Origin of the sequence: Nonomuraea sp. NPDC059023, from assembly GCF_042740095.1 — a bacterium.
Lineage (GTDB): Bacteria > Actinomycetota > Actinomycetes > Streptosporangiales > Streptosporangiaceae > Nonomuraea.
The window spans coordinates 170,046-193,716 of record NZ_JBHYIO010000005.1; the positions used below are offsets into that span (position 1 = coordinate 170,046).

23 protein-coding genes are annotated in these 23,671 nt (G+C 70.7%); 9 read left to right on the forward strand and 14 right to left on the reverse strand.

The genetic code is table 11. From position 1 onward, the window contains the following. Positions 1-7 precede the first annotated feature (7 nt). From ACFWYW_RS10895 to ACFWYW_RS10905, 3 genes are read left to right on the forward strand one after another with little or no spacing between them, the layout of a single operon-like run. Complete coding sequence (locus ACFWYW_RS10895) at positions 8-745, forward strand: 2OG-Fe(II) oxygenase (protein ID WP_379622080.1); 738 nt, start codon at positions 8-10, stop codon at positions 743-745. Beyond that, positions 742-996 carry an Ada metal-binding domain-containing protein gene (locus ACFWYW_RS10900; protein WP_379622078.1) on the forward strand — a complete coding sequence of 85 codons (255 nt, stop codon included), beginning with the start codon at positions 742-744 and terminating at the stop codon, positions 994-996. Before ACFWYW_RS10895 ends, ACFWYW_RS10900 begins: the two co-directional genes overlap by 4 nt. Next, positions 989-1,342, forward strand: a complete 354-nt coding sequence (locus ACFWYW_RS10905; protein WP_379622076.1) for a hypothetical protein — start codon at positions 989-991, stop codon at positions 1,340-1,342. Before ACFWYW_RS10900 ends, ACFWYW_RS10905 begins: the two co-directional genes overlap by 8 nt. Before the next feature lie 189 nt (positions 1,343-1,531). Here the strand turns inward: ACFWYW_RS10905 and ACFWYW_RS10910 are convergent, their stop codons facing one another. The 3 genes from ACFWYW_RS10910 to ACFWYW_RS10920 form a co-directional block, all read right to left on the reverse strand. Further along, complete coding sequence (locus tag ACFWYW_RS10910; protein ID WP_379622074.1) at positions 1,532-2,917, reverse strand: glycine--tRNA ligase; 1,386 nt, start codon at positions 2,915-2,917, stop codon at positions 1,532-1,534. 88 nt (positions 2,918-3,005) lie between these two features. Then, positions 3,006-3,296, reverse strand: coding sequence for an antibiotic biosynthesis monooxygenase family protein (locus tag ACFWYW_RS10915; RefSeq protein WP_184966420.1), 291 nt, complete (start codon positions 3,294-3,296; stop codon positions 3,006-3,008). Positions 3,297-3,308: 12 nt separating this feature from the next. Then, positions 3,309-4,538, reverse strand: coding sequence for a BtrH N-terminal domain-containing protein (locus ACFWYW_RS10920; RefSeq protein ID WP_379622072.1), 1,230 nt, complete (start codon positions 4,536-4,538; stop codon positions 3,309-3,311). A gap of 384 nt (positions 4,539-4,922) precedes the next feature. On the opposite strand from ACFWYW_RS10920, the gene ACFWYW_RS10925 reads away from it, so the two are divergent. Beyond that, positions 4,923-5,312 carry a DUF6703 family protein gene (locus ACFWYW_RS10925; RefSeq protein WP_379622070.1) on the forward strand — a complete coding sequence of 130 codons (390 nt, stop codon included), beginning with the start codon at positions 4,923-4,925 and terminating at the stop codon, positions 5,310-5,312. Positions 5,313-5,548: 236 nt separating this feature from the next. Here ACFWYW_RS10925 and ACFWYW_RS10930 read toward each other — a convergent pair whose 3' ends face one another. Genes ACFWYW_RS10930 through sucC form a run of 4 tightly spaced genes read right to left on the reverse strand, consistent with a single transcriptional unit; the run spans position 5,549 to position 10,774 of the window. Then, the gene (locus ACFWYW_RS10930) at positions 5,549-7,084 is read right to left on the reverse strand and encodes an aldehyde dehydrogenase family protein (RefSeq protein ID WP_379622068.1); all 1,536 of its coding nucleotides are present in this window, start codon (positions 7,082-7,084) and stop codon (positions 5,549-5,551) included. A gap of 8 nt (positions 7,085-7,092) precedes the next feature. Beyond that, complete coding sequence (locus ACFWYW_RS10935; protein ID WP_379622066.1) at positions 7,093-8,769, reverse strand: thiamine pyrophosphate-dependent enzyme; 1,677 nt, start codon at positions 8,767-8,769, stop codon at positions 7,093-7,095. Further along, positions 8,766-9,644, reverse strand: a complete 879-nt coding sequence (sucD, locus tag ACFWYW_RS10940) for a succinate--CoA ligase subunit alpha (RefSeq protein ID WP_379622064.1) — start codon at positions 9,642-9,644, stop codon at positions 8,766-8,768. Before sucD ends, ACFWYW_RS10935 begins: the two co-directional genes overlap by 4 nt. Beyond that, entirely contained in the window at positions 9,644-10,774 is a 1,131-nt protein-coding gene (sucC, locus tag ACFWYW_RS10945; protein ID WP_379622062.1) for an ADP-forming succinate--CoA ligase subunit beta, read from the reverse strand. The genes sucD and sucC overlap by 1 nt, the downstream gene beginning before the upstream one ends. A gap of 90 nt (positions 10,775-10,864) precedes the next feature. Here sucC and ACFWYW_RS10950 point away from each other — a divergent pair, with 90 nt between their 5' ends. From ACFWYW_RS10950 to ACFWYW_RS10965, 4 genes are all read left to right on the forward strand, one after another. Next, entirely contained in the window at positions 10,865-12,070 is a 1,206-nt protein-coding gene (locus tag ACFWYW_RS10950; RefSeq protein ID WP_379622060.1) for an MFS transporter, read from the forward strand. Between the two features lie 79 nt (positions 12,071-12,149). Further along, complete coding sequence (locus ACFWYW_RS10955; protein WP_379622058.1) at positions 12,150-12,878, forward strand: GntR family transcriptional regulator; 729 nt, start codon at positions 12,150-12,152, stop codon at positions 12,876-12,878. A 74-nt stretch (positions 12,879-12,952) separates the two neighbouring features. Continuing rightward, positions 12,953-13,117 (forward strand): hypothetical protein, encoded by a 165-nt coding sequence (locus tag ACFWYW_RS10960; protein ID WP_379622056.1) that lies wholly within the window; start codon positions 12,953-12,955, stop codon positions 13,115-13,117. Positions 13,118-13,142: 25 nt separating this feature from the next. After that, positions 13,143-13,451 (forward strand): hypothetical protein, encoded by a 309-nt coding sequence (locus tag ACFWYW_RS10965; RefSeq protein ID WP_379622054.1) that lies wholly within the window; start codon positions 13,143-13,145, stop codon positions 13,449-13,451. Positions 13,452-13,488: 37 nt separating this feature from the next. On the opposite strand, the gene ACFWYW_RS10970 is transcribed toward ACFWYW_RS10965, so the two are convergent. From ACFWYW_RS10970 to ACFWYW_RS11000, 7 genes are all read right to left on the reverse strand, one after another. Further along, complete coding sequence (locus ACFWYW_RS10970) at positions 13,489-14,448, reverse strand: TerC family protein (RefSeq protein ID WP_379622052.1); 960 nt, start codon at positions 14,446-14,448, stop codon at positions 13,489-13,491. Then, positions 14,445-14,837 (reverse strand): hypothetical protein, encoded by a 393-nt coding sequence (locus ACFWYW_RS10975; protein ID WP_379622050.1) that lies wholly within the window; start codon positions 14,835-14,837, stop codon positions 14,445-14,447. Before ACFWYW_RS10975 ends, ACFWYW_RS10970 begins: the two co-directional genes overlap by 4 nt. Beyond that, on the reverse strand, positions 14,837-16,243 hold the full coding sequence (locus ACFWYW_RS10980; RefSeq protein WP_379622048.1) for an Nramp family divalent metal transporter: 1,407 nt from the start codon (positions 16,241-16,243) through the stop codon (positions 14,837-14,839). The genes ACFWYW_RS10975 and ACFWYW_RS10980 overlap by 1 nt, the downstream gene beginning before the upstream one ends. Before the next feature lie 157 nt (positions 16,244-16,400). Further along, complete coding sequence (locus tag ACFWYW_RS10985; protein WP_379640961.1) at positions 16,401-18,515, reverse strand: acetate--CoA ligase family protein; 2,115 nt, start codon at positions 18,513-18,515, stop codon at positions 16,401-16,403. Continuing rightward, positions 18,515-19,738 (reverse strand): formyl-CoA transferase, encoded by a 1,224-nt coding sequence (frc, locus tag ACFWYW_RS10990; protein WP_379622044.1) that lies wholly within the window; start codon positions 19,736-19,738, stop codon positions 18,515-18,517. The genes ACFWYW_RS10985 and frc overlap by 1 nt, the downstream gene beginning before the upstream one ends. Positions 19,739-19,745: 7 nt before the next feature. After that, positions 19,746-21,410, reverse strand: coding sequence for a thiamine pyrophosphate-binding protein (locus ACFWYW_RS10995; protein ID WP_379622042.1), 1,665 nt, complete (start codon positions 21,408-21,410; stop codon positions 19,746-19,748). 88 nt (positions 21,411-21,498) lie between these two features. Then, the gene (locus tag ACFWYW_RS11000; RefSeq protein ID WP_379622040.1) at positions 21,499-22,620 is read right to left on the reverse strand and encodes a molybdopterin molybdotransferase MoeA; all 1,122 of its coding nucleotides are present in this window, start codon (positions 22,618-22,620) and stop codon (positions 21,499-21,501) included. Between the two features lie 73 nt (positions 22,621-22,693). On the opposite strand from ACFWYW_RS11000, the gene ACFWYW_RS11005 reads away from it, so the two are divergent. Beyond that, entirely contained in the window at positions 22,694-23,671 is a 978-nt protein-coding gene (locus ACFWYW_RS11005) for a 2-dehydropantoate 2-reductase (protein ID WP_379622038.1), read from the forward strand.

The window sequence follows — 23,671 nt, forward strand, 5'->3', positions numbered from 1 at the left end:
GACGATCATGACCGACATCCAGGACAGAACCCACGACGCCGCGATCCGGGACCGGGTCGCGGCGACCGACTGGCCCGCGGTCGCCCGCGAGGTCGACGCCCACGGCTGCGGGCTCACCGGCCCGCTGCTGACGGCGGCGGAATGCCGGGAGATCGCCGGTCTGTACGACGACGTGGCCCGCTTCCGCTCGACGATCGACATGGCGCGCTACCGCTTCGGTTCAGGGCAGTACCGGTACTTCCGGGAGCCGTTCCCCGAGGTGGTGGCGGCGCTGCGGGAGACGCTCTACCCCCGGCTGCTGCCCATCGCCCGCGAGTGGGCGGCCCGGCTCGGATGGGCTTCCACCTGGCCGGAGGAGTTCGGCGAGTGGCTGGAACGCTGCCACGCCGCCGGTCAGCTCAAACCCACACCGATCCTGCTCAAGTACGGCGAGGGCGACTGGAACGCCCTGCACCGGGACCTCTACGGCGACCTGGTCTTCCCGCTCCAGGTGGTCGTCGGCCTGGACGTGCCCGGCGCCGACTACACCGGCGGCGAGTTCCTGCTGGTGGAGCAGCGGCCCCGGGCCCAGTCGCGTGGCACGGTCACCATGCTGCCGCAGGGCCACGGCCTGGTGTTCACCACCCGCGACCGCCCGGTGAGATCGGCCCGCGGCTGGTCGGCCGCACCGGTACGGCACGGCGTGAGCACGGTCCGCTCGGGCCTGCGGCACACCCTGGGCCTGGTCTTCCACGACGCCACATGAGCTCCTACGTGCTGACCGGGGCCGACGGCCGCACCTACCTCGGCCCGTCGCCAGGGACGCTCGGCGGTTACCGGCGACGGCGCATCTACGGGCGGCTGGACTGCCCGTCCGCACTGCGGGCCATCGCCGCGGGCGGGTACGTCCGGCACCGGGTCTTCTTCGCCGACGAGCCGGCCGCGCTGGCGGCGGGGTACCGGCCGTGCGCGGTGTGCCTGCCCGAGAAGTACCGGAAGTGGAGGAAGAGTGGTTGAGCCAGGACAGGTCAGGGACGTGGCGGAGCTCGCCGGGCTGTTGAAGTGGCAGGTTCCCGGGGTGGTGACCGTCACCGTGGGGCACGGCCGCGACCCCGGGTCCGTGGCGGCGGCCGAACGGTTCGTCCGGGAGTGGGAGGCCGGGGGCGGGGTGGTGGGCGAGGTCGTGAGCTGGCCGGAGGAGGCCGCCTCGTGGCTGCGGCAGGCCCGCCGGTTCGCCTCGGGTGAGCCGGACGCGTGGGTGGTGATCGCCGGGCCGGCCGGGTGGGCGGGCATGCGCTCCCGCCTCCTGCGGCACACCACCTGGGACCCGGCCCGCACCCTGATCGCCCCCGCGAGCCCCTGACCCCGACAGTCCATGACTCCAGACCCCGCGAGCCCGTGACCGCCCGGACCACGAGGGCTCTGACGCCGCGGCCCGCCGTACCGAAAAAGCACCGCACCGGAAGGGCGCGGGAGGGCGTGCGCCGTACCGGGAAAAGCGCGGGAGGGCGCCCGGCGGGAAGCCGGACGCCCTCGTATGTCTGGCGGGACCTCAGTCGTTGAGGTGCTGGCGGAGGTAGGAGTCGACCTGGTCGAGCGCGATGCGCTGCTGCGCCATCGAGTCGCGCTCGCGGATCGTCACCGCCTGGTCCTCCAGGGTGTCGAAGTCGACCGTGATGCAGAACGGCGTGCCGATCTCGTCCTGGCGGCGGTAGCGGCGGCCGATCGCCCCGGCGTCGTCGAACTCGACGTTCCAGCGGCGGCGCAGCTGGGCGGCGAGGTCGCGGGCCTTCGGCGACAGGTCGGCGTTGCGCGACAGCGGCAGCACCGCGGCCTTGACCGGCGCGAGGCGGTGGTCGAGGCGCATGACCGTGCGCTTCTCCATGACGCCCTTGGCGTTGGGCGCCTCGTCCTCGGTGTAGGCGTCGAGCAGGAACGTCAGCGTGGCCCGGTCGACACCGGCCGCGGGCTCGATGACGTAGGGCACGTAGCGCTCGCCGGTGTCCTGCTCGAAGAAGGACAGGTCGACGCCGGAGGCCTTGCCGTGGGCGGTGAGGTCGAAGTCGGTGCGGTTGGCGACGCCTTCGAGCTCACCCCACTCGGAGCCGGTGAAGTTGAAGCGGTACTCGATGTCGACGGTGCGCTTGGAGTAGTGGGACAGCTTGTCCTTGGGGTGCTCGTACAGGCGCAGGTTGTCCTTGTTGATGCCCAGGTCGGAGTACCAGCGGTAGCGCTCGTCGATCCAGTACTGGTGCCACTCCTCGTCGCTGCCGGGCTTGACGAAGAACTCCATCTCCATCTGCTCGAACTCGCGGGTGCGGAAGATGAAGTTGCCCGGCGTGATCTCGTTGCGGAACGACTTGCCGATCTGGCCGATGCCGAACGGGATCTTCTTGCGCGCCGACTGCTGCACGTTGAGGTAGTTGATGAAGATGCCCTGCGCGGTCTCGGGGCGCAGGAAGGCCAGGCCGGACTCGTCCTCCACCGGGCCGAGATAGGTCTTCAGCAGGCCGCTGAACTGCCGCGGCTCGGTGAAGGCGCCCTTGTTGCCGCAGTTGGGGCAGGTGATGTCGGCCAGGCCGTTCTCGGGGGCCTTGCCGTTCTTCTCCTCGTACGACTCGACGAGGTGGTCGGCCCGGAACCGCTTGTGGCACGACTGGCACTCGGTCAGCGGGTCGGTGAACGTCTCCACGTGGCCGGAGGCCTGCCACACCTCGCGGGCCAGGATGACGCACGAGTCGAGGCCCACCACGTCGTCGCGGGCCTGCACCATGGACTGCCACCACTGCCGCTTGACGTTGTTCTTCAGCTCCACGCCCAGCGGACCGTAGTCCCATGACGCACGGAGTCCTCCGTAGATCTCGCTCGACGGGTAGACGAGCCCGCGGCGCTTGGCGAGGCTGACGATGGTGTCCATGACGTCTGTACGGCGTGCCATGAGGATGGGTCTCTTTCCGGCTGGAGGTCGGCGAGGGGAAACGGATGAGGTCCCAGCTTAGGGGACGTCCGGTCGCCCTCGCGCGCGACTATTCCTCTTGTCCGGATACGTAGATGTCCTCGAAGGCACTCGGCTCGTTGACCATGAGAATCATCAACGGATACATCGCCATCTTGGCGGCCGAAAGGGCGCGGCGGTAGTAGCCCGCGCCCTCCCATTCGCTCACCAGCGCCCACAGGTTCGGCTCGTCGACGGAACGCGCCAGCCTCCCGCGGAGGAATCCCGGCTGGGCGCGCAGGGTGTCGACGATGTTCTGACCTTGCTTGAGGAACTCTTGGGACTGAGCTTCCGGAACCATGTAGCGAATGACGGCGAGCACCTTCTTAGAATGTCAGACGATCTCCCGCAGCCGCGCGATCGCGGCGGACTCCGCCGCATGGATCGCGCTCACCCGTTCGGCGATTGCGGAGAAATCCACCTTTCTCGGCGCGCGATCGGCTTCCGCCCGCAGCCGCCACAGCTCCTCCGCGTCCTCCTCGCGGGCCGCGCCGTCCGACAGCACCGCCTCACGGACCGCCACCGTCAGCTCCCGGATCCGCCCGAACTCCTCATACGGCACCGCCGTCTCCGCCATCTCATGCCACATCCCATGAATCCGCCGGAACTCGGCCGCCGACTCCCCCAGTTCCTCCCTCTGGAGCAGCCCGGCCGCCGCGTCGAGCCCGTCGGCGAACAGGTCGCGCAGGTTCCCGCCGTCGATGCCCACCGGCTCGACGCACTCCCAGATCGACAGCAGCGCCCCCGCCAGCCGCGTGCCGTCCCCGAACACCTTCGGCCACCCCTTGGCGTTGCGCTCGTCGGTGAGCAGGCGGCTCCACTTGCGCCAGGCCGGCAGCGAGAACGAGTCGGACGCCGACGACAGGTGCTCCACGCAGTCCCTGAGCCCCTCGAGCACCGCCCCCGCCACGTCGACCTGAGCAGGCGGCTCTCCCAGTACATACAGACTGTTCTTGTACGAGGTGACCCGCCCCCTGGCCGCCTCCATCCGCTCCTCCGGCACCAGGATCGGCCCGCTGCCCCGGTCGTCGACATGCACGTACCCGCCATCCCTGCGGTAGGCGATGACGGGGTGACCGCCGTACCCGTCGAGCTCCTTCGGCAGCCGCCAGTAGCCGATGTGATAGCGGTCGGGCAGCACCACGCACGGCCGCCCCGCGTCGAGCTCCTCCGCCATCCGCCGCGCCGCCCCCTTGGCGCCGCCCGTCGTGTGGTGCGTGTACGGCACGCCGAGCCGGTCGAGCGTCTTGGTCATCCAGCGGTCGTAGTACTGCCACTGGTTGAGGAAGGCCATGACCAGGGCGGCGCTGTTGTGCCGCTTGAACTCCCAGAGGATGTATCCGGCCCCGATCCCGCCACCGGCCAGGAGCACCAGCGGCTCGGGAACCCCCGTGAGCCGCGACACGACCGCCGTGCTGGGATGCTGCCCGCCCCTGAACTCCCACCCGTGGTCGTCGGGCGTCCCCTGGGCGCCGAGCGTGTGCCGTCTGGCGGTGGTGTAGCTCTCGCCGGTCTTCGCCATGCGTGCCCGGATGCGGGCCTTGAGCTGCTTCTTGTCGGTCATAACCGGTGTCCGTGTCCGCGGTCGCGCAGGGGCCCGGTCCACGCCCGCCGACCCCGGCCGCCGCGATGCTCTGGGCTATGCCGAAAGATTCGTTCCCCCGAGGCGCCTGCGTCCCCTTTGCCTCCGTGGTGCTCGGCGGGCAGCGTGGATGCTCGCTTTCAGGAGGTGCGGCGCTGGGAGTCGCCGTGCCGTCCATCCTAGGGACCCCATTGGCTCCTGTCACGCGCGACCCGGTCACCCCCTGTGGGCTTGCCGCCCGCCTCGGAGCCGGCCAGGACGACCGGGGGGAGGCGAGATCCAGGGCGTCAGGAACCGGGGCGACGGGGTTCGGGGAGTTGGGGTTGGTGGGGGCGGGGTTGGGGGTTGGAGGGTTAGGCTCGGGCCGTGGCCCAAGACAATGACCGCAGGCATCCGCTGGCCCAGCCCAGGGCGGCGGCCAAGGCCAAGCGCCCGCTGCCGCCCGGTGAGCGGTTCTTCACGCCCGGCGCGACCGGCCTGCGCAAGGCCGTGGAGCAACGCAGCGCCACGCCCATGGCCTATCTGTTCACGCAGGTTCCGCGCTGGATCACGCCGGTGGTCATGGTCGTGTTGCTGCTGGCGGGGTTCGCCGTGCAGAACTGGCTGGGCGGGGTGGCGGTGCTGCCGGTGGTCGCCTTCGTGGGGCTTCTGGCGTACCTGTCGTGGCCGTCGCTCGGCACCGGCGGCAAGCTGCTGCGGGTGGCCATGCTGACGTTCCTGCTCCTGGTAGTGGCCAGCCGCTTCGGCGCCTTCTAACCGCCCACGCCGTCCACTCCCGCGCCTCAACCGCCCCACGCTCTCGCTATCCACGTCCTTGCAGGGCCACCTCGCTGACCGTGCGTCGCCAGAACGCGCACGTCCGGGCCCACGCGTCGCAGGTCGGCGCGTGTGCGCGTCGCGGGGCGTACGCATCGCGCCTATCGAGCGTCCGTGTCATCCCGCGCGTGCGCGTCCCGGCCGGGGTTTCCGGCCGGGAGCGGCGCGGGGTGGGGTCAGCTGGCGAGCAGGGTGTAGGTGGGGAAGTTGCCGGGCAGGCGTTCGCCTTCCGGGCCGGTGGTCACGGCCCGGACCAGGAGGTCGCCGCCGACGAAGGCGCCGCGCCACGATGCCCCCAGGCCGCCGAACAGCTCGTCCCGGTCCCCACGCGAACGCGGCTTGTTGTGGCCGACCTTGAAGGCCCGCACCTCGGGCGAGATCCGGGCGAAGGTCTCCTCGTCGTCGCAGGACAGGGTGGCGACCAGGGCGCCGTTGCTGGCGTTCATGGCGGCCAGGAGCTCGGCCTCGGTGTCCACGAGCATCATGGTGTCGACGGGCCCGAACGGCTCGGCGTGGTGCAGGGGTGAGGAGCGGGGCGGGTTGAGGATCGCCGTCGGCGCGAAGTAAGCGGAAATATCCTGGTTCGGCAGGAAGTGTCCGTCGGACAGCCGCGCCCGGTACAACGGCACGCCACCCCTTGCGATCGCCTGGTCCACCTGACCTGCCAACTCGGCCGCCTTCGCCGCGTTGATGAGCGGGCCGAAGTCGAGCTGCGGCAACGGGTCCTCCGGCGACTCCACCGCCAGCGGATGCCCGAACCGCAACGATCCCACCGCTTCCAGGTAAGCGGCCAGGAAGTCCGGAAAAAGCTCACGCTGTACGACGAAGCGCGGATAAGCGGTGCACCGCTGCTTTGCGTAGTCGAAGGACGCGCGGATCTGCCGCGTGAGCAGCTCCCACCCCGAGTACTCCCAGACGCCCCAGCAGTTGAGACCCTCCTGCTCCAGTACGTGCCGCCGCTCGACGTCGGCCAGCGAGGTCGCCACCTGGGCCCCCGCGTCCCTGCCGCCCACGAATGACACGCACCCCAGTGCCCGCCCGCCCACCAGCACCGGCGACAGCGCCGCCCCGCCCCCGCTGACCAGCGTGAACGGCAGCCCCTCCCGTACGGCCAGCGCACAGGCGAGCGTGAGGCAGGCAAGGCCACCGTCGGTGGGCGTCTTGGCGATCACCGCGTTCCCGGCCAGCGCCTGGACCAGCATCGCGTGCATGAGCACGCTCATCGGGTAGTTCCAGCTCGCGATGTTGCTGACCGGGCCGGGCAGCGGGGTGCGCCCGGCGGTCATGCGGTCGATCTCCCCGACGTACCAGCGCACGCCGTCCAGGCAGCGGTCCACGTCGGCGCAGGCCGTCTTCCACGGCTTGCCGATCTCCCACACGAGCAGCATCGCGAGCAGGTCGCGATGCTCGGCCATCGCCTCGACGGCGGCCGTGACACGGGCCTTGCGCTCGGCCACCGGCACGTGCCGCCACTGCCGGTGCTCGGACTCGGCGCCGGCCACCGCGCGGCCCGCGCCCGAACGGTCCAGCCTGGGCGGGACGGCGATGGCGGTGCCGTCGATCGGCGAGAAGACCGGGGTGTCGGGGCGGCCGTCGCGGTGCCAGAAGCCGCCCCAGTGGTTGAGCACCCTGTCGTCGTGGAACGCCTCCGGCGCCGCCGTACAGCATCTGTCGTAAGTGTCCTGCCAGGCTGTGCCCGGTTTGATCCGCATCTGGCCTCCTAGTCCGACCAGTCGACGGTGACGAGCTCGGGCAGGGGCTCGAACTCCTTGATCGCGTCGAGCGCGGGGCCCATGGCCGCCTTGGACTCCCGCTCGACCATGACCTCCACCAGCACGGGCAGCCGCTTCCGCGCCGCCTCGGCGGACGCCCAGGCCAGGGCGTCCCGGATGTCGCCCGGCCGTTCCACCCGGCGGGCCGGGCAGCCGAAGGACTCCATCGCCTTGACGTGGTCGACGCCGCCTTCGCCGTCGTGGAGGTCCACGGCGTCGTTCATGTCGTACGGGAGCTCCGCCTGCCCGATCAGCCCGAGGCACTCGTTGTTGATCATCACGATGACGAACGGGATCCGGTACCGCGCCGCGACCACGACCTCCTCCATCACGAACGGGAAGGAGGAGTCGCCGGCGACCGCGACGACCTGTCGTTCAGGATGGGCGCATTTGACGCCGATCGCGGCGGGCACCTCCCATCCCGGTGGCCCGGCCTGCCCGCGCACGAGGTAGCGGCGGGGCAGGTAGGTCGTCTGGAACTGGCCCGACCAGATCTGGTGGAGCCCGAACGCGGTGACGAAGGTGGTGTCGCGCGGGTAGAAGTCGTTGATCTCCCTGAACACGCGGGGCGGCTTGATCGGCACGTCGTCGAAGTCGTCGCGGCGTGCCATCGTGCGGCGCAGTTCGCCGACCCTGCGCACCCATTTGCCGGGTTGCAGGGCCGCCGTACGGCTGCGCGCCTCCGCCACCATCTCAGCCAATACGGGCCTGGCATGCCCGAACACCCCTAGGTCCGGCTCGAAGACCCTGCCGAACTGGGTGGGCTCGATGTCGACGTGGATGAAGCGGCGGCCCTTGCGGTAGACGTCCAGGTCGCCGGTGTGCCGCTCGCCGAAGCGGGCGCCGACGGCGAGCACCAGGTCACTGGCCAGGAACGCGGCGTTGCCCCAGCGGGTCTGCGTCTGGATCCCGGCCATGCCGGCGAACAGGGGATGGTCCTCGGGGAAGGCGCCCTTGCCCATGAGCGTGACCTGGACGGGGATCTGGAGGTGTTCGGCGAGTTCGAGCAGTTCGGCGCAGGCCCCGGCGCCGACGACCCCGCCTCCGGCCAGGATGAGGGGCCGCCTGGCCGTACATACCATGTCGACGGCAGCGCGCACGACCTGCGGCAGCGGGCGCGGGACCGTGACCGGCAGCGGCGCGTCCAGCGCGCGGTCGTAGAGGCAGGTGCCGCGCCGCACGTCGACGGGCAGGTCGATGAGGACCGGGCCGGGCCGGCCGGAGCGGGCGACCCTGAACGCCTCGCGGAAGACCCACGGCGCCTGGGCGGGCTCCTTGAGCCGGACGGCCCATTTGGTGACGGGTCTGGCGATCTCCACGATGCCGGCCGCCTGGCCGGTGACGCAGATCATCGGGACGGAGTCGGCCAGCGCGGCGTGGAGACCGGCGACCATCTTGGTGCCCGAGGTGCCGACGCAGACGCCGGCGTCGCCCGTCGCCCTGGCCCAGCCGTCGGCGGCGTGGGCGCCGCCCTCCTCGTGGCGTACCGTGACGTGCCGGATGGAGCTGTGGCGGAGCGCGGCGTACAGGGGCAGGACGGCGGCGCCCGGCACGCCGAAGACGGTGGTCACTCCCTCCGACTCCAGCACCGCGGCCACCGCCTCCATGCAGGGGACGCGCGTCATGTCACGGCCAGCGCCGACCGCATGAGCCGCGCGGTCTCCGACGGGGTACGCCCGACCCGCACGCCGGCCGCCTCCAGCGCCTCCTTCTTGGCCTGCGCGGTACCCGAGGAACCGGAGACGATCGCGCCGGCGTGGCCCATCGTCTTGCCTTCCGGGGCGGTGAAGCCGGCCACGTAGGCGACGACCGGTTTGGTGATGTTCGCGGAGATGTAGGCGGCGGCCCGCTCCTCGGCGTCGCCGCCGATCTCGCCGATCATCACGATCGCGTCGGTGCCCGGATCGTCCTGGAACGCCTGGAGGCAGTCGATGTGCGTGGTGCCGATGACCGGGTCGCCGCCGATCCCGACCGCGGTGGAGAAGCCCAGGTCGCGCAGCTCGTACATGAGCTGGTAGGTGAGCGTGCCCGACTTGGAGACCAGGCCGATGCGCCCGGCGGTGGTGATGTCGGCGGGGATGATCCCGGCCGACGACTGGCCGGGGCTGATCAGGCCGGGGCAGTTGGGGCCGATGATCCGCGTCCCGCCGCGGGCCAGGGCGCGGAACCTGATCGCGTCGTGCACGGGCACGCCCTCGGTGATCACCACGCACAGCGGCACCGCCGCCGCCACCGCCTCCTCCACGGCCGCGCCGGTGAAGCGCGGCGGCACGAAGACGACGGACACGTCGGCGCCGGTCTCGCCCGCGGCCTCGGCGACCGAGCCGAAGACCGGAACCGTACGCTCGCCGAAGTCGACCGTGCGCCCGCCCTTGCCGGGCGTCACCCCGGCCACCACGTTGGTTCCCGCGGCCAGCATGCGCGAGGTGTGCCGGGCGCCTTCGGAGCCCGTCATGCCCTGGACGAGCACGCGGCTGTCCCTGGTCAGGAAGATCGCCATCACGCACCTGCCGCGAGTCTGGCCGCCAGCTGGGCGGCGCCGTCCATGGTGGGCACCTGGCGGACCGCCGGGTGCCGGGCGTCGCTGAGGATGCGCCGGCCGACCTCGGCGTTGTTGCCGTCCAGCCGGACCACGATGGGCCGGGCCCGGCCGCGTTCACCCAGCAGTTCCAGCGCGGTGACGATGCCCGTGGCCACCGCGTCGCAGGTGGTGATGCCGCCGAAGACGTTGACCAGCACCGAGCGCACGTCCGGGTCGGACAGGATGATCTCCAGCCCGTCGGCCATGACCTGGGCGGAGGCGCCGCCGCCGATGTCGAGGAAGTTCGCCGGGTCGGCGCCGGCCCCGGCGACGACGTCGAGCGTGCTCATGACCAGCCCGGCGCCGTTGCCGATCACGCCCACGCGGCCGTCCAGCTTGACGTAGTTGAGCCCCTTCCCGCGGGCGCGGTCCTCCAGGCCGCCGGTCGGCTCCTCGGGTACGCGCTCGTGCCGGAACGCGGCGTTGTCGTCCAGGGTGACCTTGCCGTCGAGCGCCACGATCCGCTGGTCGGTGGTGAGGATGAGCGGGTTGACCTCGACCAGCAGGGCGTCCTCGGTCACCATGACGTCCCAGAGCCGCTGCAGCGTGGCCGCGGCCGCCTCGGGCAGGCCCGCCTTGGCCACGAGCTGCTGGGCGACGCCGGCGTCCACGCCCACGGCCGGGTCGATCGCCAGCCTGACCAGCGCGCCGGGGTCGCGCTCCGCCAGCTCTTCGATCTCCATGCCGCCCTGCGCCGACGCCATCGCCAGGAACGACCCGGCCGCCCGGTCGACGAGGAAGGCGGCGTAGTACTCCTCGAAGGGCACCGTGGCCACCTCCACGAGCACGGCGCGGGTGAGGTGTCCCTTGATGTCCATCCCGAGGACGCGCTCGGCCTCCTCCTCGGCCGCCCGCGGCCCCGGCGCGGCCCTGATGCCGCCCGCCTTGCCCCGGCCGCCGGTCTTCACCTGGGCCTTGATGACGACGGGAGCGCCGATCTCGGCTGCTATCGCGCGGGCCTCGGCGGGGGTGCGGGCCACGTCGCCGAGCGGGACCGGGATGCCGTGGCGACCGAAGAGTTCCTTCGCCTGGTACTCGTACAGGTCCATGCGAGCCTCCTTTGTAGACGGTATACCGTATGGAATATTCCTCGTCCAGAGGCTCGACAAGTATCCGATTGTGTGGATATTCCATACAGTATGGAGAATGCAATCCGAGACTGGCGCGGCCGTGCGTACCTGCCCGGCCCCGTACCCGCCGACCGTCCGCGCACGCTCTGGCTCGCCTGGGCCTCGATGGCGGCCATAGCCCCCCTCCAGTACGGCTACGCCGCCCTGCTCACCCGCGACCAGGCCGCGCTCATCCCGCTGGGCGTGTGGATCGTCTGCCAGGCGGCCGGAGCCCTGCTGCGCCGCCGCCTCTCCCTCACCGCGGGCGCCGTCCTCACCACCGCCGGCCTCCTCGCCCTCGGCCTCGGCGGCTCCTGGCCCTTCCTCACCGTGTACGCCGTACTCGGCGGCCTGGGCGCCGGACTCGTCTACGGCGTGTGCGGCGAGACCGTCGCCGCCTGGCACCCGGAACGGCCCGCCCTGCGCGTCGGCCTGGTGACCGGCGCCTTCGGCTACGGGGCGCTGCCGCTGCTGCTGTGGGCGGGCCTGTTCCCCGGCACGCTCCACCAGGCGTTCCTGGCCGCCGGGATCGTCGCGGCCCTGGTCATCGGCGCCGCCGCCCGCCACCTGCGCATGCCGCCTCCCCTGTGGTGGCCCGACACCGTCGACCCCCGCTCGTACGCGCTGGACGCCGCCGTCCTGCGCCGCACGCCCGGGGCGCTCCGCGAGTTCTCGCTGGCCCAGGCGCTGCGCACCAGGGCGTTGCCGGTGCTGGCGGCCATCCTGGTGGGCGCGGGCGCGGTCTCGATCGCCGACGTGGTCATCGTGGCCGCGTCGGGCGCCTGGGGCGCGGTGGCGATCCTGGTGGGGCTCAACGGTGCGGGCAGGGCGCTGGCCATGCGGTGCTCGGAGGCGCTGGGCCGTACGGCGGTGCTGTCCGTCGTGCTCACCCTGCTCGCGCTGGGCCAGCTCCTGCTGGCCGCCCACGCGAGCACCGGCACCTCGCTCGGCCTCTGGGCGGGGGCGGTGGCGGCGGGCCTGGGCGGCGGGGCCTTCTACCCGCTGGTCGCCAGCCTGGTCCGCGACTACTTCGGCGTGGCCGGCACCGGCACCATCCATCCCGTCGTCTACAGCGCCAAGGCCGCGGCCGGGCTGGTGGCGGTGGCGCTGAGCTGGCTCGCGCTGTCCGGGTCCGCCGCGCCCGCGCTCCTGCTCGCCGCCGCGTGCGCGGGGCTGCCCGCGCTGGCCGCCCGCCGGTTGCGCGCGCCCGGCAGGCCGGTCACGATCCCCGTGTGATGAGGCTCACCGGAAAGGTGAGAAGCGCAAACTGTATGCTGTAGGCAGTCGACGACAAACCGTTAGTGGAGCCGCGAACATGTTGCTGTCGGATCAGGCCGGTCAGACCGCGGCCAAGATTCCCCGCCCCGCCACGCTCCGCGAGAGCGTCATCGAGGCCATCCAGGAGCTCATCGTCTCCGGCCAGCTCAAGCCCGGTCAGCACCTGGTCGAGAGCGAGCTGGCCGAGCTGCTCGGCGTCTCCAGGCAACCGGTGCGCGAGGCGCTCCAGCAGCTCAGCGGCGAAGGCTGGGTCGACCTCTTCCCCGGCCAGGGCGCCTTCGTCCACGTGCCGACCCTCGAAGAGGCCGACCAGCTGCTCGCCGTACGCACGCTGCTGGAGACCGAGTCGGCGCGGCTGGCCGCGCAGAACGCCGGCGAGGACGGCGTGCGGCAACTGCGCGCCCTGTGCGCGCGCGGCGTCGCGGCGGTGCGGTCGGACGACGTCGACGGCGCGGTCGCCACCAACTCCGAGCTCCACGCGCTCGTGACGGCGCTGTCGGGCAACAAGGTGCTGGCCGAGCTGGCCGCCCAGGTGGCCAGGCGGGTGCGCTGGTACCACACGCCCGTGGCCAGGCGGCGCGGCATGACCTCGTGGGAGGAGCACACCGCGCTCATCGACGCCATCGAGGCCCGCGACGAGGCGACCGCCGCGCGGATCATGCGCGAGCACACCGAGCACACCCGCGCCTCCTACCTGGAGTCGCGCGCCGGCCAGCCCGTCGAACCCGCCCCCAAGCCGGTACGGCGCCGCCGCCGCACCGGCTGACCCGCCGATTACCAGACCCCTCCTCGGGCAGAGGATGACACCGGACAGGAGGTGACGTGACGATGAAGGCGTTGATGAGCTTTCTCCGCGGTGATCCCATGGGCCAGAGCGGAGACGGACGCTCCTTCGGCGTCGGCCTGAGCGCCGCGCTCAGAAGGCAGTACTCGGCCGAGCAGGCCGACCGCTACCTGCGCCTGTGGACCGCCGACCGCGATATCCACAGATCCCCTCGACCGTGACAGCCCCGCCGGTACCCTTGTTTCCATGCCGTACCTCGAACAACGCATGGACAGCGTTGAAACCGACATCAAGGAGATGCGAAGCGACATCTCCGACCTGAAAGCGGACATGACGGTCGTCAAGGCCGACATTGCCGAGATGAAGAGCGACATCGTCGTCATGAAGAGCGACATCGTCGTGATGAAGGGCGACATCGGCGTCCTTCAGCGGTCGGTTGGCAACATGGAGAAATCCATGGCCGTCATGAGAGATGACATCAACGACATCAAGGCCAATCAGATGGAGACAAGTAACCTGCTGGCCAGGCTCGTAGCGAAGCTCGAAGGCGTCTAAGCCACAGGCGGACCGGCCGTGCCCGCCCGCGGCCGTGTCAGCGCTCAGCCGGCTCCTTGTCCCGAACGGCACGGGACTTCAGCAGGCTGAGCACCGTGGTGACGGCGAGCGTCCCGAGGATGACGCCGAGAGAGACCAGGATCGGGATCTCCGGCGCCCAGGACACGCCGTCGTGGTGCAGCGCCTCCAGGATGAGCTTCACCCCGATGAACGCCAGCACCACCGACAGTCCCTTGCTCAGGTACACGAGCCGGTCCAGCAGCCCGCCGATCAGGAAGAACAGCTGCCGCAGCCCCATGAGCGCGAAGGCGTTGGCGGTGAACACCAGGTAGGGCTCCTTGGTCAGGCCGAAGATGGCCGGGATGGAGTCCAGGGCGAACAACAGGTCGGTGGTCCCGATGGCGACCATGACGATGAGCATCGGGGTCACCATGCGGCGGCCGTGGTGCACGGTCAGGCGGGCGCCGTGGTAGGTGTCGGTGGCCGGCAGCACGCGGCGTACCGTCCGCAGCGCGATGTTCTCGGAGAACTCCGCTTCCTCCTCCTCGTGCCCGATCAGCTTCCACGCGGTGTAGACGAGGAAGGCGCCGAAGACGTAGAAGAGCCAGTCGAAGCGGGTCACCGCCTCGGCTCCGGCCGCGATGAAGCCGCCGCGCATGACCAGCGCCAGCACGATGCCGATGAGCAGCACCTTCTGCCGGTACTGCCGCGGCACCCGGAACCTGCTCATGATCAGCAGGAAGACGAAGAGGTTGTCGACGCTGAGGGAGTACTCGGTGATCCAGCCGGCGAAGAACTCCCCGCCGTGCGCGGGACCCGAGAACACCAGCAGCCCGAAGCCGAACAGCACGGCGAGGGAGACGTAGAAGGAGACCCAGCCGACGCACTCCTTGAAGGAGGGTTCGCGCGGGTTTCGGGCGACGAGGTAGAAGTCGAGGGCGAGGATGAGGCCGAAGCCGCCGATGGTGGCGAGCCAGACCCACAGGGGCAGGTTCATCGTCTCCTCACGGCCAGGCGTTCGTGCAGCCACACGAAGCCGATGGCGAAGCCGACGCTCACCATCGCCTGGTAGGCCAGGAACAACAGGACACCGTCCCGCATCCCCACCCCGGCCAGGCTCTCCTGGATGAGTCTGGACATCGGAAACGCGACCATCCAGAACAGGGCGACAGGTGCGAAGGCCCCGGGCCGGAAGAGCCAGCGTCCGATGAGCAGGCCGTACGCGCCGCCGCACAGCGCCAGGGGTACGGCCAGCGCGAGCGCCGACAGCGCGGCCCGTCCGAGAGGCTGCCCCGCGAGCAGGGTCAGCCCCCCGGCGGCCACGCCGGCGACGGCTCCGATCGCCGCCCCGGGCAGGGCGGGTTCGAGGCTGTGCCGGATCGCCATCAGTCCACGACCACGCCGAACGCGAACAGGCTGTAGAAGAGCATGCCCAGGTAGAACACCGCGCCGAAGCCGACGATCACGTTGGTCCACCACTTCGGCCGGATCGGTTTGGGCAGCATGCGGTTGTTGACCAGCAGCAGCGTCACGCAGTAGGCGCCCATGGCGAACGTCGACAGGAACGCCAGCGTGTCCAGGATCCCGCTGGGCCCGTCGGCCGGGCCGAAGAGCAGGATCAGGATGCCGAAGATGATCACGCCCCAGAGGAAGCCCGCGTACAGGTGGGACATCTTCCGCTTACGGGCGCCGGGCACGAAGTTGTAGGTCATGTCGGCCTGCCCGCGCGAGAACGAGTCGAACAGCCCGAGCGTGGCGTTGAGGCCGATCAGCGCGATGAAGCCGAGGAAGACCACCCCGAGCACCGAGCTGCCGGCCGAGGAGACGGCGTTCGACATGGCGGTCAGCGCCACCTCGCGGTCGTCGCCGGAGATGACCGCGCGCACCCCGGGGTTCTGCCGGACGGCCGCCTGGGCGATGACCGTGAACGAGATCGTGACCAGCATGGTCACGCCCCAGAACAGTAGGAGCGCGTCGAAGGTGACCCAGCGCCGCCAGCCCTTCCACTTGGCCATCTCGGCGGGGTCGTCGGTGTCGAACATGAACCCGCGCGCCGGCATCGCCTCTTCCTCGCCGGCGTGGCGCAGGCCGCGGATGCGCGGGATGTGCGCGCCCATGCCGGCGCCGGAGTCGCGCAGGTGCAGCGTGTACCACATCTGCTGCATCCCGGACGGCCCGGCGAACGCGCACGCCCCGACGATGACCGGGAACCACGCGGCCGACAGCGCCTCGGGCGGCAGGTAGCCGAAGGAGAACATGCCGGTGATCGTGGAGACCACGTCACCCCAGGAGCCGACCATCGCCGCGACCACCGCGGTGCTGAGCACGAGCACGCCGATGAGCACCGACAGCAGGTTCTCCAGCACGTTGTAGATCACCTTGGCCAGGGAGAAGACCACCCCGACCAGGATGAGCCCGATGACCGCGGTGACCACCCAGGGAATGCCGGTGATCTCCTCGAAGGCCGCCGCGCCCGCCGACAGGTGGCCCGGCCAGATGTAGACGGCGATGGCCGTCACGAAGAAGAACCACATGATCGGTTTGAACACGCGGGCGGCGCCGGAGAAGATGCTCTCCCCCGTCGCCATCGCGTACCGCGCCATCTCCAGCATCACGACGGCCTGCAGGGTGACGCCGATCAGGAACAACCACCTGATCTCCGGCCCGAACAGCAGGACGAGCCTGGGCCACATGTAGGACTCGCCCATCCCCACGCCCAGGGCGACCAGGAAGACGGTCGGCCCGAGAATGTGCACCGACGGGGGCGCGTCGGGCAGTTTTCTGATGGGCATCGGCTCCAGCCGGCCCGCTTTCCATACGCGTTCGTCCTCAACCGGTGGCGCTGCGGCCGCCGATGGTTTGGATGTGTCCACCTAAGGACCTCCTGGGGGGAAAGGTTGGTTCCTGTGGGCTGCCCCGATGTGCCCCCTCGCCTGCCGCGTCCGGCTCTTAACGCAGCAGTCCGGCCGCTCTGGCCCAGCGATACTTCGCGCCGAGCACGGCCACCGGCTTCTCAGTCGTGTACGGGTAGGCGATGACTCCGTGGTCGAACAGGTACGCGCAGGCTTCCTCCACTTCGGTGTCACCGGCCAGGGACGCGACGACCGGCTTGACGTTGCCCTTCTCCCGCTCCTCCGCCACCACGCGGGCGAGGAGTTCGGCGAAGACCATGGGCGGGGTGACGATCGTGTGCCAGTACCCGAGGACCAGCGCGTGGACGCGCTCGTCGGACAGCCCGAGCCTGACCGTGTTCTCGTAGGTCGACGGCGGTTCGCCGCCGGTGATGTCGATGGGGTTGCCCGCGGCTCCGAAGGGCGGGATGAAGGCGCGGAAGGCCTCGTCCAGGTCGGCCGGGATGTCCATGAGCGTGAGCCCGGCGTCCACGCACGCGTCGGACAGCAGCACGCCGGATCCGCCCGCGCCGGTGATGATGACGACGTTCTCCCCCTGCGGGGCGGGCATCAGCGGCAGCGCCCTGGCGTACTCCAGCATGTCGTTGAGCCCGGGGGCGCGCACGACTCCGGCCTGGCGCAGGATGTCGTCGTAGACCTTGTCGTCGCCGGCCAGCGCTCCGGTGTGCGAGCCGGCCGCCCGCGCGCCCATCGCCGTACGTCCGGCCTTGAGCACGATGACGGGCTTGTTCCTGACGACCCTGCGCGCGGCGTCGACGAAGCCGCGCCCGTCCTTGAGGTCCTCCAGGTGCATGGCGACCGCGCGGGTGTTGTCGTCCTGCTCGAAGAAGGTGAGCAGGTCGTCCTCGTCGACGTCGGCCTTGTTGCCGACGCCGACGATCGCCGAGACGCCCATCTTGGTGGTACGGCTGAAGCCCAGGATGGCCATGCCGATGCCGCCGCTCTGCGAGGTCAGCGCGACACTGCCCTTCACGTCGTACGGCGTGCAGAACGTGGCGCAGAGGTTCTCCGGCGTGTAGTAGTAGCCGTAGATGTTGGGCCCGAGCATCCGCACCCCGTGCCGGCGGGCGATCTCGACGATCTCCCGCTGCCCGTCGACGTTGCCGGTCTCGGCGAACCCCGACGGGATCATGATCGCGCCCGCGACCCCCTTCTTGCCCGTCTCCTCCAGCGCGGGGGCGACGAAGGCGGCGGGGATGGCGAAGACGGCGACGTCCACGTCGTAGGGGACCTCGGCGATGCTCTTGTAGGCGGGCAGCCCCATGATCTCGGTGGCCTTGGGGTTGATCGGGAAGATCTGGCCCTGGTAGCCGCCGTTGATGAGGTTGCGCATGACCGAGTTGCCGATCTTGCCCTGTTCGGCGGAGGCGCCGATGACGGCGATGGCGCGCGGCTTGAAGATGCGGGTCATCTGGTCGAGGATGCGCTCCCTCGGCAGGCGTTCGACCGGCGGGGGCGCGGCGCCGACGAGGATGCGCACGTCGGCGGCGACGGCCCCGGAGGCGCCGGCGAAGACGGGGTTGAGGTCGATCTCCACGATCTCGGGGTGCTCGTCGACCAGCCTGCCCACGCGTTCGATGAGCTGGGCGAGGGCGGCGCGGTCGGCGGGCTCGGCACCGCGCGCCCCACGCAGCACCTCCGCCGCTTTGATGTCGTCGAGCATCGTCAGGGCATCATCACCCGAGACGGGGGCCAGGCGGAAGGTCACGTCCTTGAGCACTTCGACCAGGACTCCGCCCAGGCCGAAGGCGACGACCTTGCCGAAGGTGGGGTCGGTGACGGCGCCGACGATGACCTCGTGGCCGCCGCCGACCAGTTGCTGGACCTGGACGCCGTCGATCTGGGCGCCGGGGTCGTAGGCGAGCGCGTTGGCGACGATCTTCTGGTGGCCCTCGCGGACCTCCTCGGGGGTCTTGAGTCCCACGAGCACGCCGCCGGCCTCGGTCTTGTGCAGGATGTCCGGCGAGACGATCTTCAAGACCACGGGGAAGCCGATTTTTGCTGATATTTCGACCGCTTCCTCGGCGGTGGCGGCCAGGCCCTCGCCCGGGGTGGCGATGCCGTACTCCTCGCAGATCGTCCTCCCCTCGGGGGCGGTCAGGGCCGTGCGGCCCTCGGCCAGCGCCTTCTCGATGACTTCCCTCGCGGACATCAGATGACTCCGTTCGTCTTCAGCTCGGCCAGCTCGCCCGCGCTCACGCCGAGCGCACCGTAGATCTCCTGGTTGTGCTCGCCGAGCAGGGGCGGGGTGCGCACGTCCACCGGCGAGTCGGAAAGCTGCAGCGGGCTGCCCACGGTGACGAACTCGCCCCGCTCCGGGTGCTCCACCGCGACGACGATGCCCTCCTCGCGAAGGCTCTTGTCCTGCGCCAGCTCCCTGGTCGACAGGATCGGGCCGCACGGGACGTTCTCGGCGTTGAGCCGGTCGAGCACCGACCACTTGTCGTGGCGGATGGTCCACTCCTCGATGAGCTGGAACATCTTGTCGAGCTTGCCCAGCCGGGCCTCCGGGGTGGCCCACTCGGGGTCGTCGGCCAGCTCGGGGCGGCCGATGATGCCGGCGATCGGCCGCCAGCCGACCGGCTGCACGATCACGTAGATGTAGTCGTTGGGTCCGCCCGGCGCGCAGCGCACCGCCCATCCGGGCTGGCCGCCGCCGCTGGCGTTGCCCGAGCGCGGCACCTCGTCGCCGAAGTTCCTGTTCGGGTACTCGCGCAGCGGCCCGTGCGCCAGCCGCTGCTGGTCACGCAGCTTCACCCGGCACAGATTCAGTACGGCGTGCTGCATCGCCACCTGCACCCGCTGCCCCCGCCCGGTGCCCTCCCGCTGGTACAGAGCGGCGAGGATGCCCGCCACCACGTGCACACCGGTGCCCGAGTCGCCGATCTGCGCGCCCGTGGCCAGCGGCGGCCCCTCCTCGAAGCCCGTGGTGGTCATCGAGCCGCCCATGGCCTGGGCGATCACCTCGTACGCCTTGAACTTGGCGTACTTGCCTGCGCCGAAGCCCTTGATCGAGGCGTAGATGAGGCGCGGGTTGAGCTCGCTCAGGCGTTCCCAGGTGAAGCCCATCCGGTCGACCGCGCCGGGCCCGAAGTTCTCGACCAGGATGTCGGCGCCCTTCACCAGTTCGGTGAACAGCTCCTTGCCCCGCTCGGACTTCATGTTGAGGGTGATGCTGCGTTTGTTGCAGTTGAGCATCGTGAAGTAGAGGCTGTCGACGCCGGGTTTGTCGCGCAGTTGCTGACGGGTGATGTCGCCCGTGGGCGCCTCCAGCTTGACCACGTCGGCGCCGAGCCAGGCGAGCAGCTGGGTGGCCGAAGGGCCGGACTGGACGTGGGTCATGTCGAGGACGCGGACGCCTTCCAGAGCCTTCATCTGAGCCTCACTTGTACATCGTCTGGTTCATGGTTCCGGGGGCGTAGACCTCGGGGTCGACCCACACGTTGATCAGCGAGGGCTTGCCGGACTCGCGGGCCCTGCGCAGGGCCGGGGCGATCTCGTCCGGGTCGCGGACCTCCTCGCCGTAGCCGCCGAGCAGCTTGGCGAAGTCGCCGTAGCGGATGTCGCCCAGCGTGTTGCCGACGCGGGCGCGGTCCTCGCCGTACTTGGCGGCCTGGCCGTACCTGATCTGGTTCATCGAGGAGTTGTTGCCGATGACGCCGATGAACGGCAGGTCGAAGCGGATCATCGTCTCGAAGTCCCAGCCGGTCAGGGAGAAGGCGCCGTCGCCGAACAGGCAGAGCACCTCCTTGTCGCGGCGGGCCTGCTTGGCGGCCATCGCGAACGCCATGCCGACGCCGAGGGTGCCCAGCGGGCCCGGATCCATCCAGTGGCCGGGCGACTTGGGCTGCACGACCTGGCCGGAGAAGGTGACGATGTCGCCGCCGTCGCCGATGTAGATGGTGTCCTCGGTCAGGAACTCGTTGATCTCGTGGACGAGGCGGTAGGGGTCGATGGGCGAGCTGGCCGACAGCTGCCTGGGCAGGCGCTTGTCGTAGGACTGGGTCTCGACCGCGCGCAGCTCCTCGATCCACTCCTTGCGCCGGGCGGCGGCGTCGCTGATCCGGCCGCCGGCCGCCTGGACCGCGGCCGACAGGATGAGCCCGGCGTCGCCGACGATGCCCAGGTCGATGTCGCGGTTCTTGCCGACCGTGCGGTAGTCGAGATCGATCTGGACCACGGTGGCGGCCGGGGACAGGCGCTTGCCGTACCCCATCCTGAAGTCGAACGGCGTGCCGACGATGATGATGAGGTCGGCCTCGGTGAAGGCGTACCTTCTCGACAGCTGGAAGTGGTGCGGGTCGCCGGGCGGGAGCGTGCCGCGGCCGGAGCCGTTCATGTAGGCGGGCACGTTCAGGCTTCTGACGAAGTCGATCGCCGCGTCGGTGGCCCGGCAGGTCCAGACCTGGCTGCCGAGCAGGATGCACGGCTTCTCGGCGTGGGCGAGCATGTCGGCCAGGCGTTCGATCGCCTCCGGGTCGCCGGCCTGCCGGGTGGAGGCCCGGTAGTTCTTGGGGATGCGCGCCTTCTCCAACGGGATCTTCGCGTCCAGCACGTCGCGCGGGATCTCCAGGAACGACGGGCCGGGGGCGCCGTGGTAGCACTCGCGGAAGGCCATCGACACGATGTCGGCCACGCGTTCGGTGCTCGGCACCGTGGCGGCGAACTTCGTGATCGGCGTCATCATGTCCACGTGCGGCAGGTCCTGGAGTGAGCCCATCTTGTGCTGGCTCAGCGCGCCCTGGCCGCCGATGAGCAGCATGGGGCTCTCCGCGCGGAAGGCGTTGGCCACGCCGGTGACCGCGTCGGTCGTGCCCGGTCCCGCGGTGACCACCGCGCAGCCGGGTTTGCCGGTGATGCGCGCGTAGCCGTCAGCGGCGTGCGCGGCCACCTGCTCGTGACGAACGTCGATCACTTCGATGCCCTCATCGACGCAACCGTCGTAGATGTCGATGATGTGCCCGCCGCACAGCGTGTAGATCACATCCACGCCCTCGGCCTTGAGCGCTTTGGCTACCAGATGACCGCCAGAGATCGTTTCCGACATCGTGCACCCTTCTCGGCGACTGTCTCCCGCATACTGCATACCGTATGACGCCAATGGTTACTCCCTTGTGAACGGCCTGTCCAGACCTCTACGGCAACTCGATCAACTCCACGGGCCCGCCGCACCACCCCGGTGGCACCGCCGCCAGGGCCTCGGCCAGCGCCGCTCCCCACAACGAACCCGGCCGGTCGTGCCCCACGGGAACCGCGCCCTTCTCCGAACGCCGGACCGGCACCAGGCGGGTGTCGCGCGGATGCGCCCGCACCGGCCCCGCCAGCGCGCTCATCTGTCCCCGGTACGGCCCGCCGAGCAGCGGCACCAGCAGCGTGAGAGCCGCCCCGAGCGCGGCGAAGGGATTGCCGGGCAGGCCCACGAGCATGGCCCCCGACTCCAGCCCGGCCAGGATCTGCGGATGTCCGGGACGCACGGCCACCCCGTCGACCAGCACCTCCGCACCTCGTAGCACAGCACGCAGATGGTCGGCGGGCCCCTTCGACGAGGCCCCGCAGACCACGACCACGTCGGCGTCCTGGCTCGTGAGCGCCTCGCGCAGCGCCCGCTCGCCGTCGGGCAGCCTGGCGACGCCGGCCAGGCGGCCGCCCGCCCACTCGACCAGGCCGGGCAGCATCGGGCCGATCGCATCGCGGACCCGGCCGGGTCCCGGCACGCCCGCGAAGACCACCTCGTCACCGGTCACCAGCACCGACACGGCGGGCCTGGGCACCACGCGCAGCCGGTCGTGCCCCAGCCCGGCGGCCAGCCCGAGCACGGACGGGGTGACCAGGGTTCCGGCGCCGAGCACCACGGCGTCCTCGGGGATGTCCTCGCCCCGGCGCCTGATGTGCCGCCCCGTCTCGGCCGGGCCCTTGACCCACTGGCCGTCGGCGTCGGCGGCCTCGTAGGGCAGCACCGCCGCCGCCCGTGCGGGCACCGGGGCTCCGGTGGCGATCTCGACGGCCTCGCCGCCGGCCAGCGACGGGTACGCCGCTCCCCCGGCCAGCACCCTGCCCACCAGGCGCCAGGGCGGCGGGCCGCAGACCGCGTAGCCGTCCATGGCCGACACGTCCGTGCCCGGTACCGGGACCAGGGCGCGGAGGGGTTCGGCCAGGCGGCAGCCGTACACCTCGGCGAGGGGGAGATCGGCCGGTACGGGCGGGCGGGCGCGGGCGGCGGCGAGGGCACGGGCCCGCTCCCAGGACAGCGTGCTCATGGGCGGCTCCTTGACCGGCATTTTTCCATACTGTATACCGAATGCAGATTCCGACGCGAGAACGGAGCGCAGCATGAAAGTCGCTGTTCTTGGCGCCGGCGCCATCGGCGCATACGTGGGAGCCGCCCTGCACAGGGCGGGAGTCGAGGTGCATCTGATCGCGAGAGGCGAGCACCTTGCGGCCATCCGCCGCGAGGGAGTACGGGTGCTCAGCCCCCGGGGCGATTTCGTCGCCCACCCCCATGCCACCGACGATCCGACCCACGTCGGCCAGGTGGACCACGTCTTCCTGGGCCTCAAGGCGAACAGCTACGCCGCCGCGGGCCCCATGATCAAGCCGTTGCTGCACGAGGCCACGAGCATCATCGCCGCGCAGAACGGCATCCCGTGGTGGTACTTCCACGGGCTCAACGGCCCCTACCGGGGCTACCGCATCGAGAGCGTCGATCCGGACGGGGCCGTCACCGCGGCGTTGCCGCTGGAGCGCGCGATCGGCTGCGTCGTCTACGCCGCCACCGAGATCGAGGCGCCGGGCGTCATCCGGCACCTGGAGGGAACCCGGTTCTCCATCGGCGAGCCGGGCGGGCAGCTGAGCGCCCGGTGCGCCGCCTTCAGCCGGGCCGCGGTCGAGGGCGGGCTCAAGTGCCCGGTCGAGGCCGACGTCCGGCGCGATGTGTGGATCAAGCTGATGGGCAACATCGCCTTCAACCCGATCAGCGCCCTGGCCCGCGCCACCATGGCCGGAATCGCCCGCCACCAGGGCACCCGCGAACTGGTCATGGCCATGATGCGGGAGACCGTCGAGGTGGCCGGAAGGGTCGGGTGCGATCCGGGTGTGTCGATCGAACGGCGGCTGCGCGGCGCGGAGAAGGCGGGCGAGCACAAGACCTCCACGCTGCAGGACCTGGAGAAGGGCAAGCCGCTGGAACTGGACGTCCTGCTGGCGGCGGTGGTCGAGCTGGCCGACCTGACCGGCGCCGAGGTGCCGGTGCTGCGTGCGATCCACGCGGTGAGCGATCTGCTGAACGAGAACGTTGCTCCTACGGCCTAG

What these genes read in the sequence shown, in the direction of transcription:
- ACFWYW_RS10895 (WP_379622080.1), top strand. Translation starts at nt 8, where the DNA reads ATGACCGACATCCAGGACAGAACCCACGACGCCGCGATCCGGGACCGG.
- ACFWYW_RS10900 (WP_379622078.1), top strand. Translation starts at nt 742, where the DNA reads ATGAGCTCCTACGTGCTGACCGGGGCCGACGGCCGCACCTACCTCGGC.
- ACFWYW_RS10910 (WP_379622074.1), bottom strand. Translation starts at nt 2,917, where the DNA reads ATGGCACGCCGTACAGACGTCATGGACACCATCGTCAGCCTCGCCAAG.
- ACFWYW_RS10920 (WP_379622072.1), bottom strand. Translation starts at nt 4,538, where the DNA reads ATGACCGACAAGAAGCAGCTCAAGGCCCGCATCCGGGCACGCATGGCG.
- ACFWYW_RS10930 (WP_379622068.1), bottom strand. Translation starts at nt 7,084, where the DNA reads ATGCGGATCAAACCGGGCACAGCCTGGCAGGACACTTACGACAGATGC.
- ACFWYW_RS10935 (WP_379622066.1), bottom strand. Translation starts at nt 8,769, where the DNA reads ATGACGCGCGTCCCCTGCATGGAGGCGGTGGCCGCGGTGCTGGAGTCG.
- sucD (WP_379622064.1), bottom strand. Translation starts at nt 9,644, where the DNA reads ATGGCGATCTTCCTGACCAGGGACAGCCGCGTGCTCGTCCAGGGCATG.
- sucC (WP_379622062.1), bottom strand. Translation starts at nt 10,774, where the DNA reads ATGGACCTGTACGAGTACCAGGCGAAGGAACTCTTCGGTCGCCACGGC.
- ACFWYW_RS10950 (WP_379622060.1), top strand. Translation starts at nt 10,865, where the DNA reads ATGGAGAATGCAATCCGAGACTGGCGCGGCCGTGCGTACCTGCCCGGC.
- ACFWYW_RS10955 (WP_379622058.1), top strand. Translation starts at nt 12,150, where the DNA reads ATGTTGCTGTCGGATCAGGCCGGTCAGACCGCGGCCAAGATTCCCCGC.
- ACFWYW_RS10960 (WP_379622056.1), top strand. Translation starts at nt 12,953, where the DNA reads ATGAGCTTTCTCCGCGGTGATCCCATGGGCCAGAGCGGAGACGGACGC.
- ACFWYW_RS10965 (WP_379622054.1), top strand. Translation starts at nt 13,143, where the DNA reads ATGCCGTACCTCGAACAACGCATGGACAGCGTTGAAACCGACATCAAG.
- ACFWYW_RS10970 (WP_379622052.1), bottom strand. Translation starts at nt 14,448, where the DNA reads ATGAACCTGCCCCTGTGGGTCTGGCTCGCCACCATCGGCGGCTTCGGC.
- ACFWYW_RS10975 (WP_379622050.1), bottom strand. Translation starts at nt 14,837, where the DNA reads ATGGCGATCCGGCACAGCCTCGAACCCGCCCTGCCCGGGGCGGCGATC.
- ACFWYW_RS10980 (WP_379622048.1), bottom strand. Translation starts at nt 16,243, where the DNA reads ATGCCCATCAGAAAACTGCCCGACGCGCCCCCGTCGGTGCACATTCTC.
- ACFWYW_RS10985 (WP_379640961.1), bottom strand. Translation starts at nt 18,515, where the DNA reads ATGTCCGCGAGGGAAGTCATCGAGAAGGCGCTGGCCGAGGGCCGCACG.
- frc (WP_379622044.1), bottom strand. Translation starts at nt 19,738, where the DNA reads ATGAAGGCTCTGGAAGGCGTCCGCGTCCTCGACATGACCCACGTCCAG.
- ACFWYW_RS10995 (WP_379622042.1), bottom strand. Translation starts at nt 21,410, where the DNA reads ATGTCGGAAACGATCTCTGGCGGTCATCTGGTAGCCAAAGCGCTCAAG.
- ACFWYW_RS11000 (WP_379622040.1), bottom strand. Translation starts at nt 22,620, where the DNA reads ATGAGCACGCTGTCCTGGGAGCGGGCCCGTGCCCTCGCCGCCGCCCGC.
- ACFWYW_RS11005 (WP_379622038.1), top strand. Translation starts at nt 22,694, where the DNA reads ATGAAAGTCGCTGTTCTTGGCGCCGGCGCCATCGGCGCATACGTGGGA.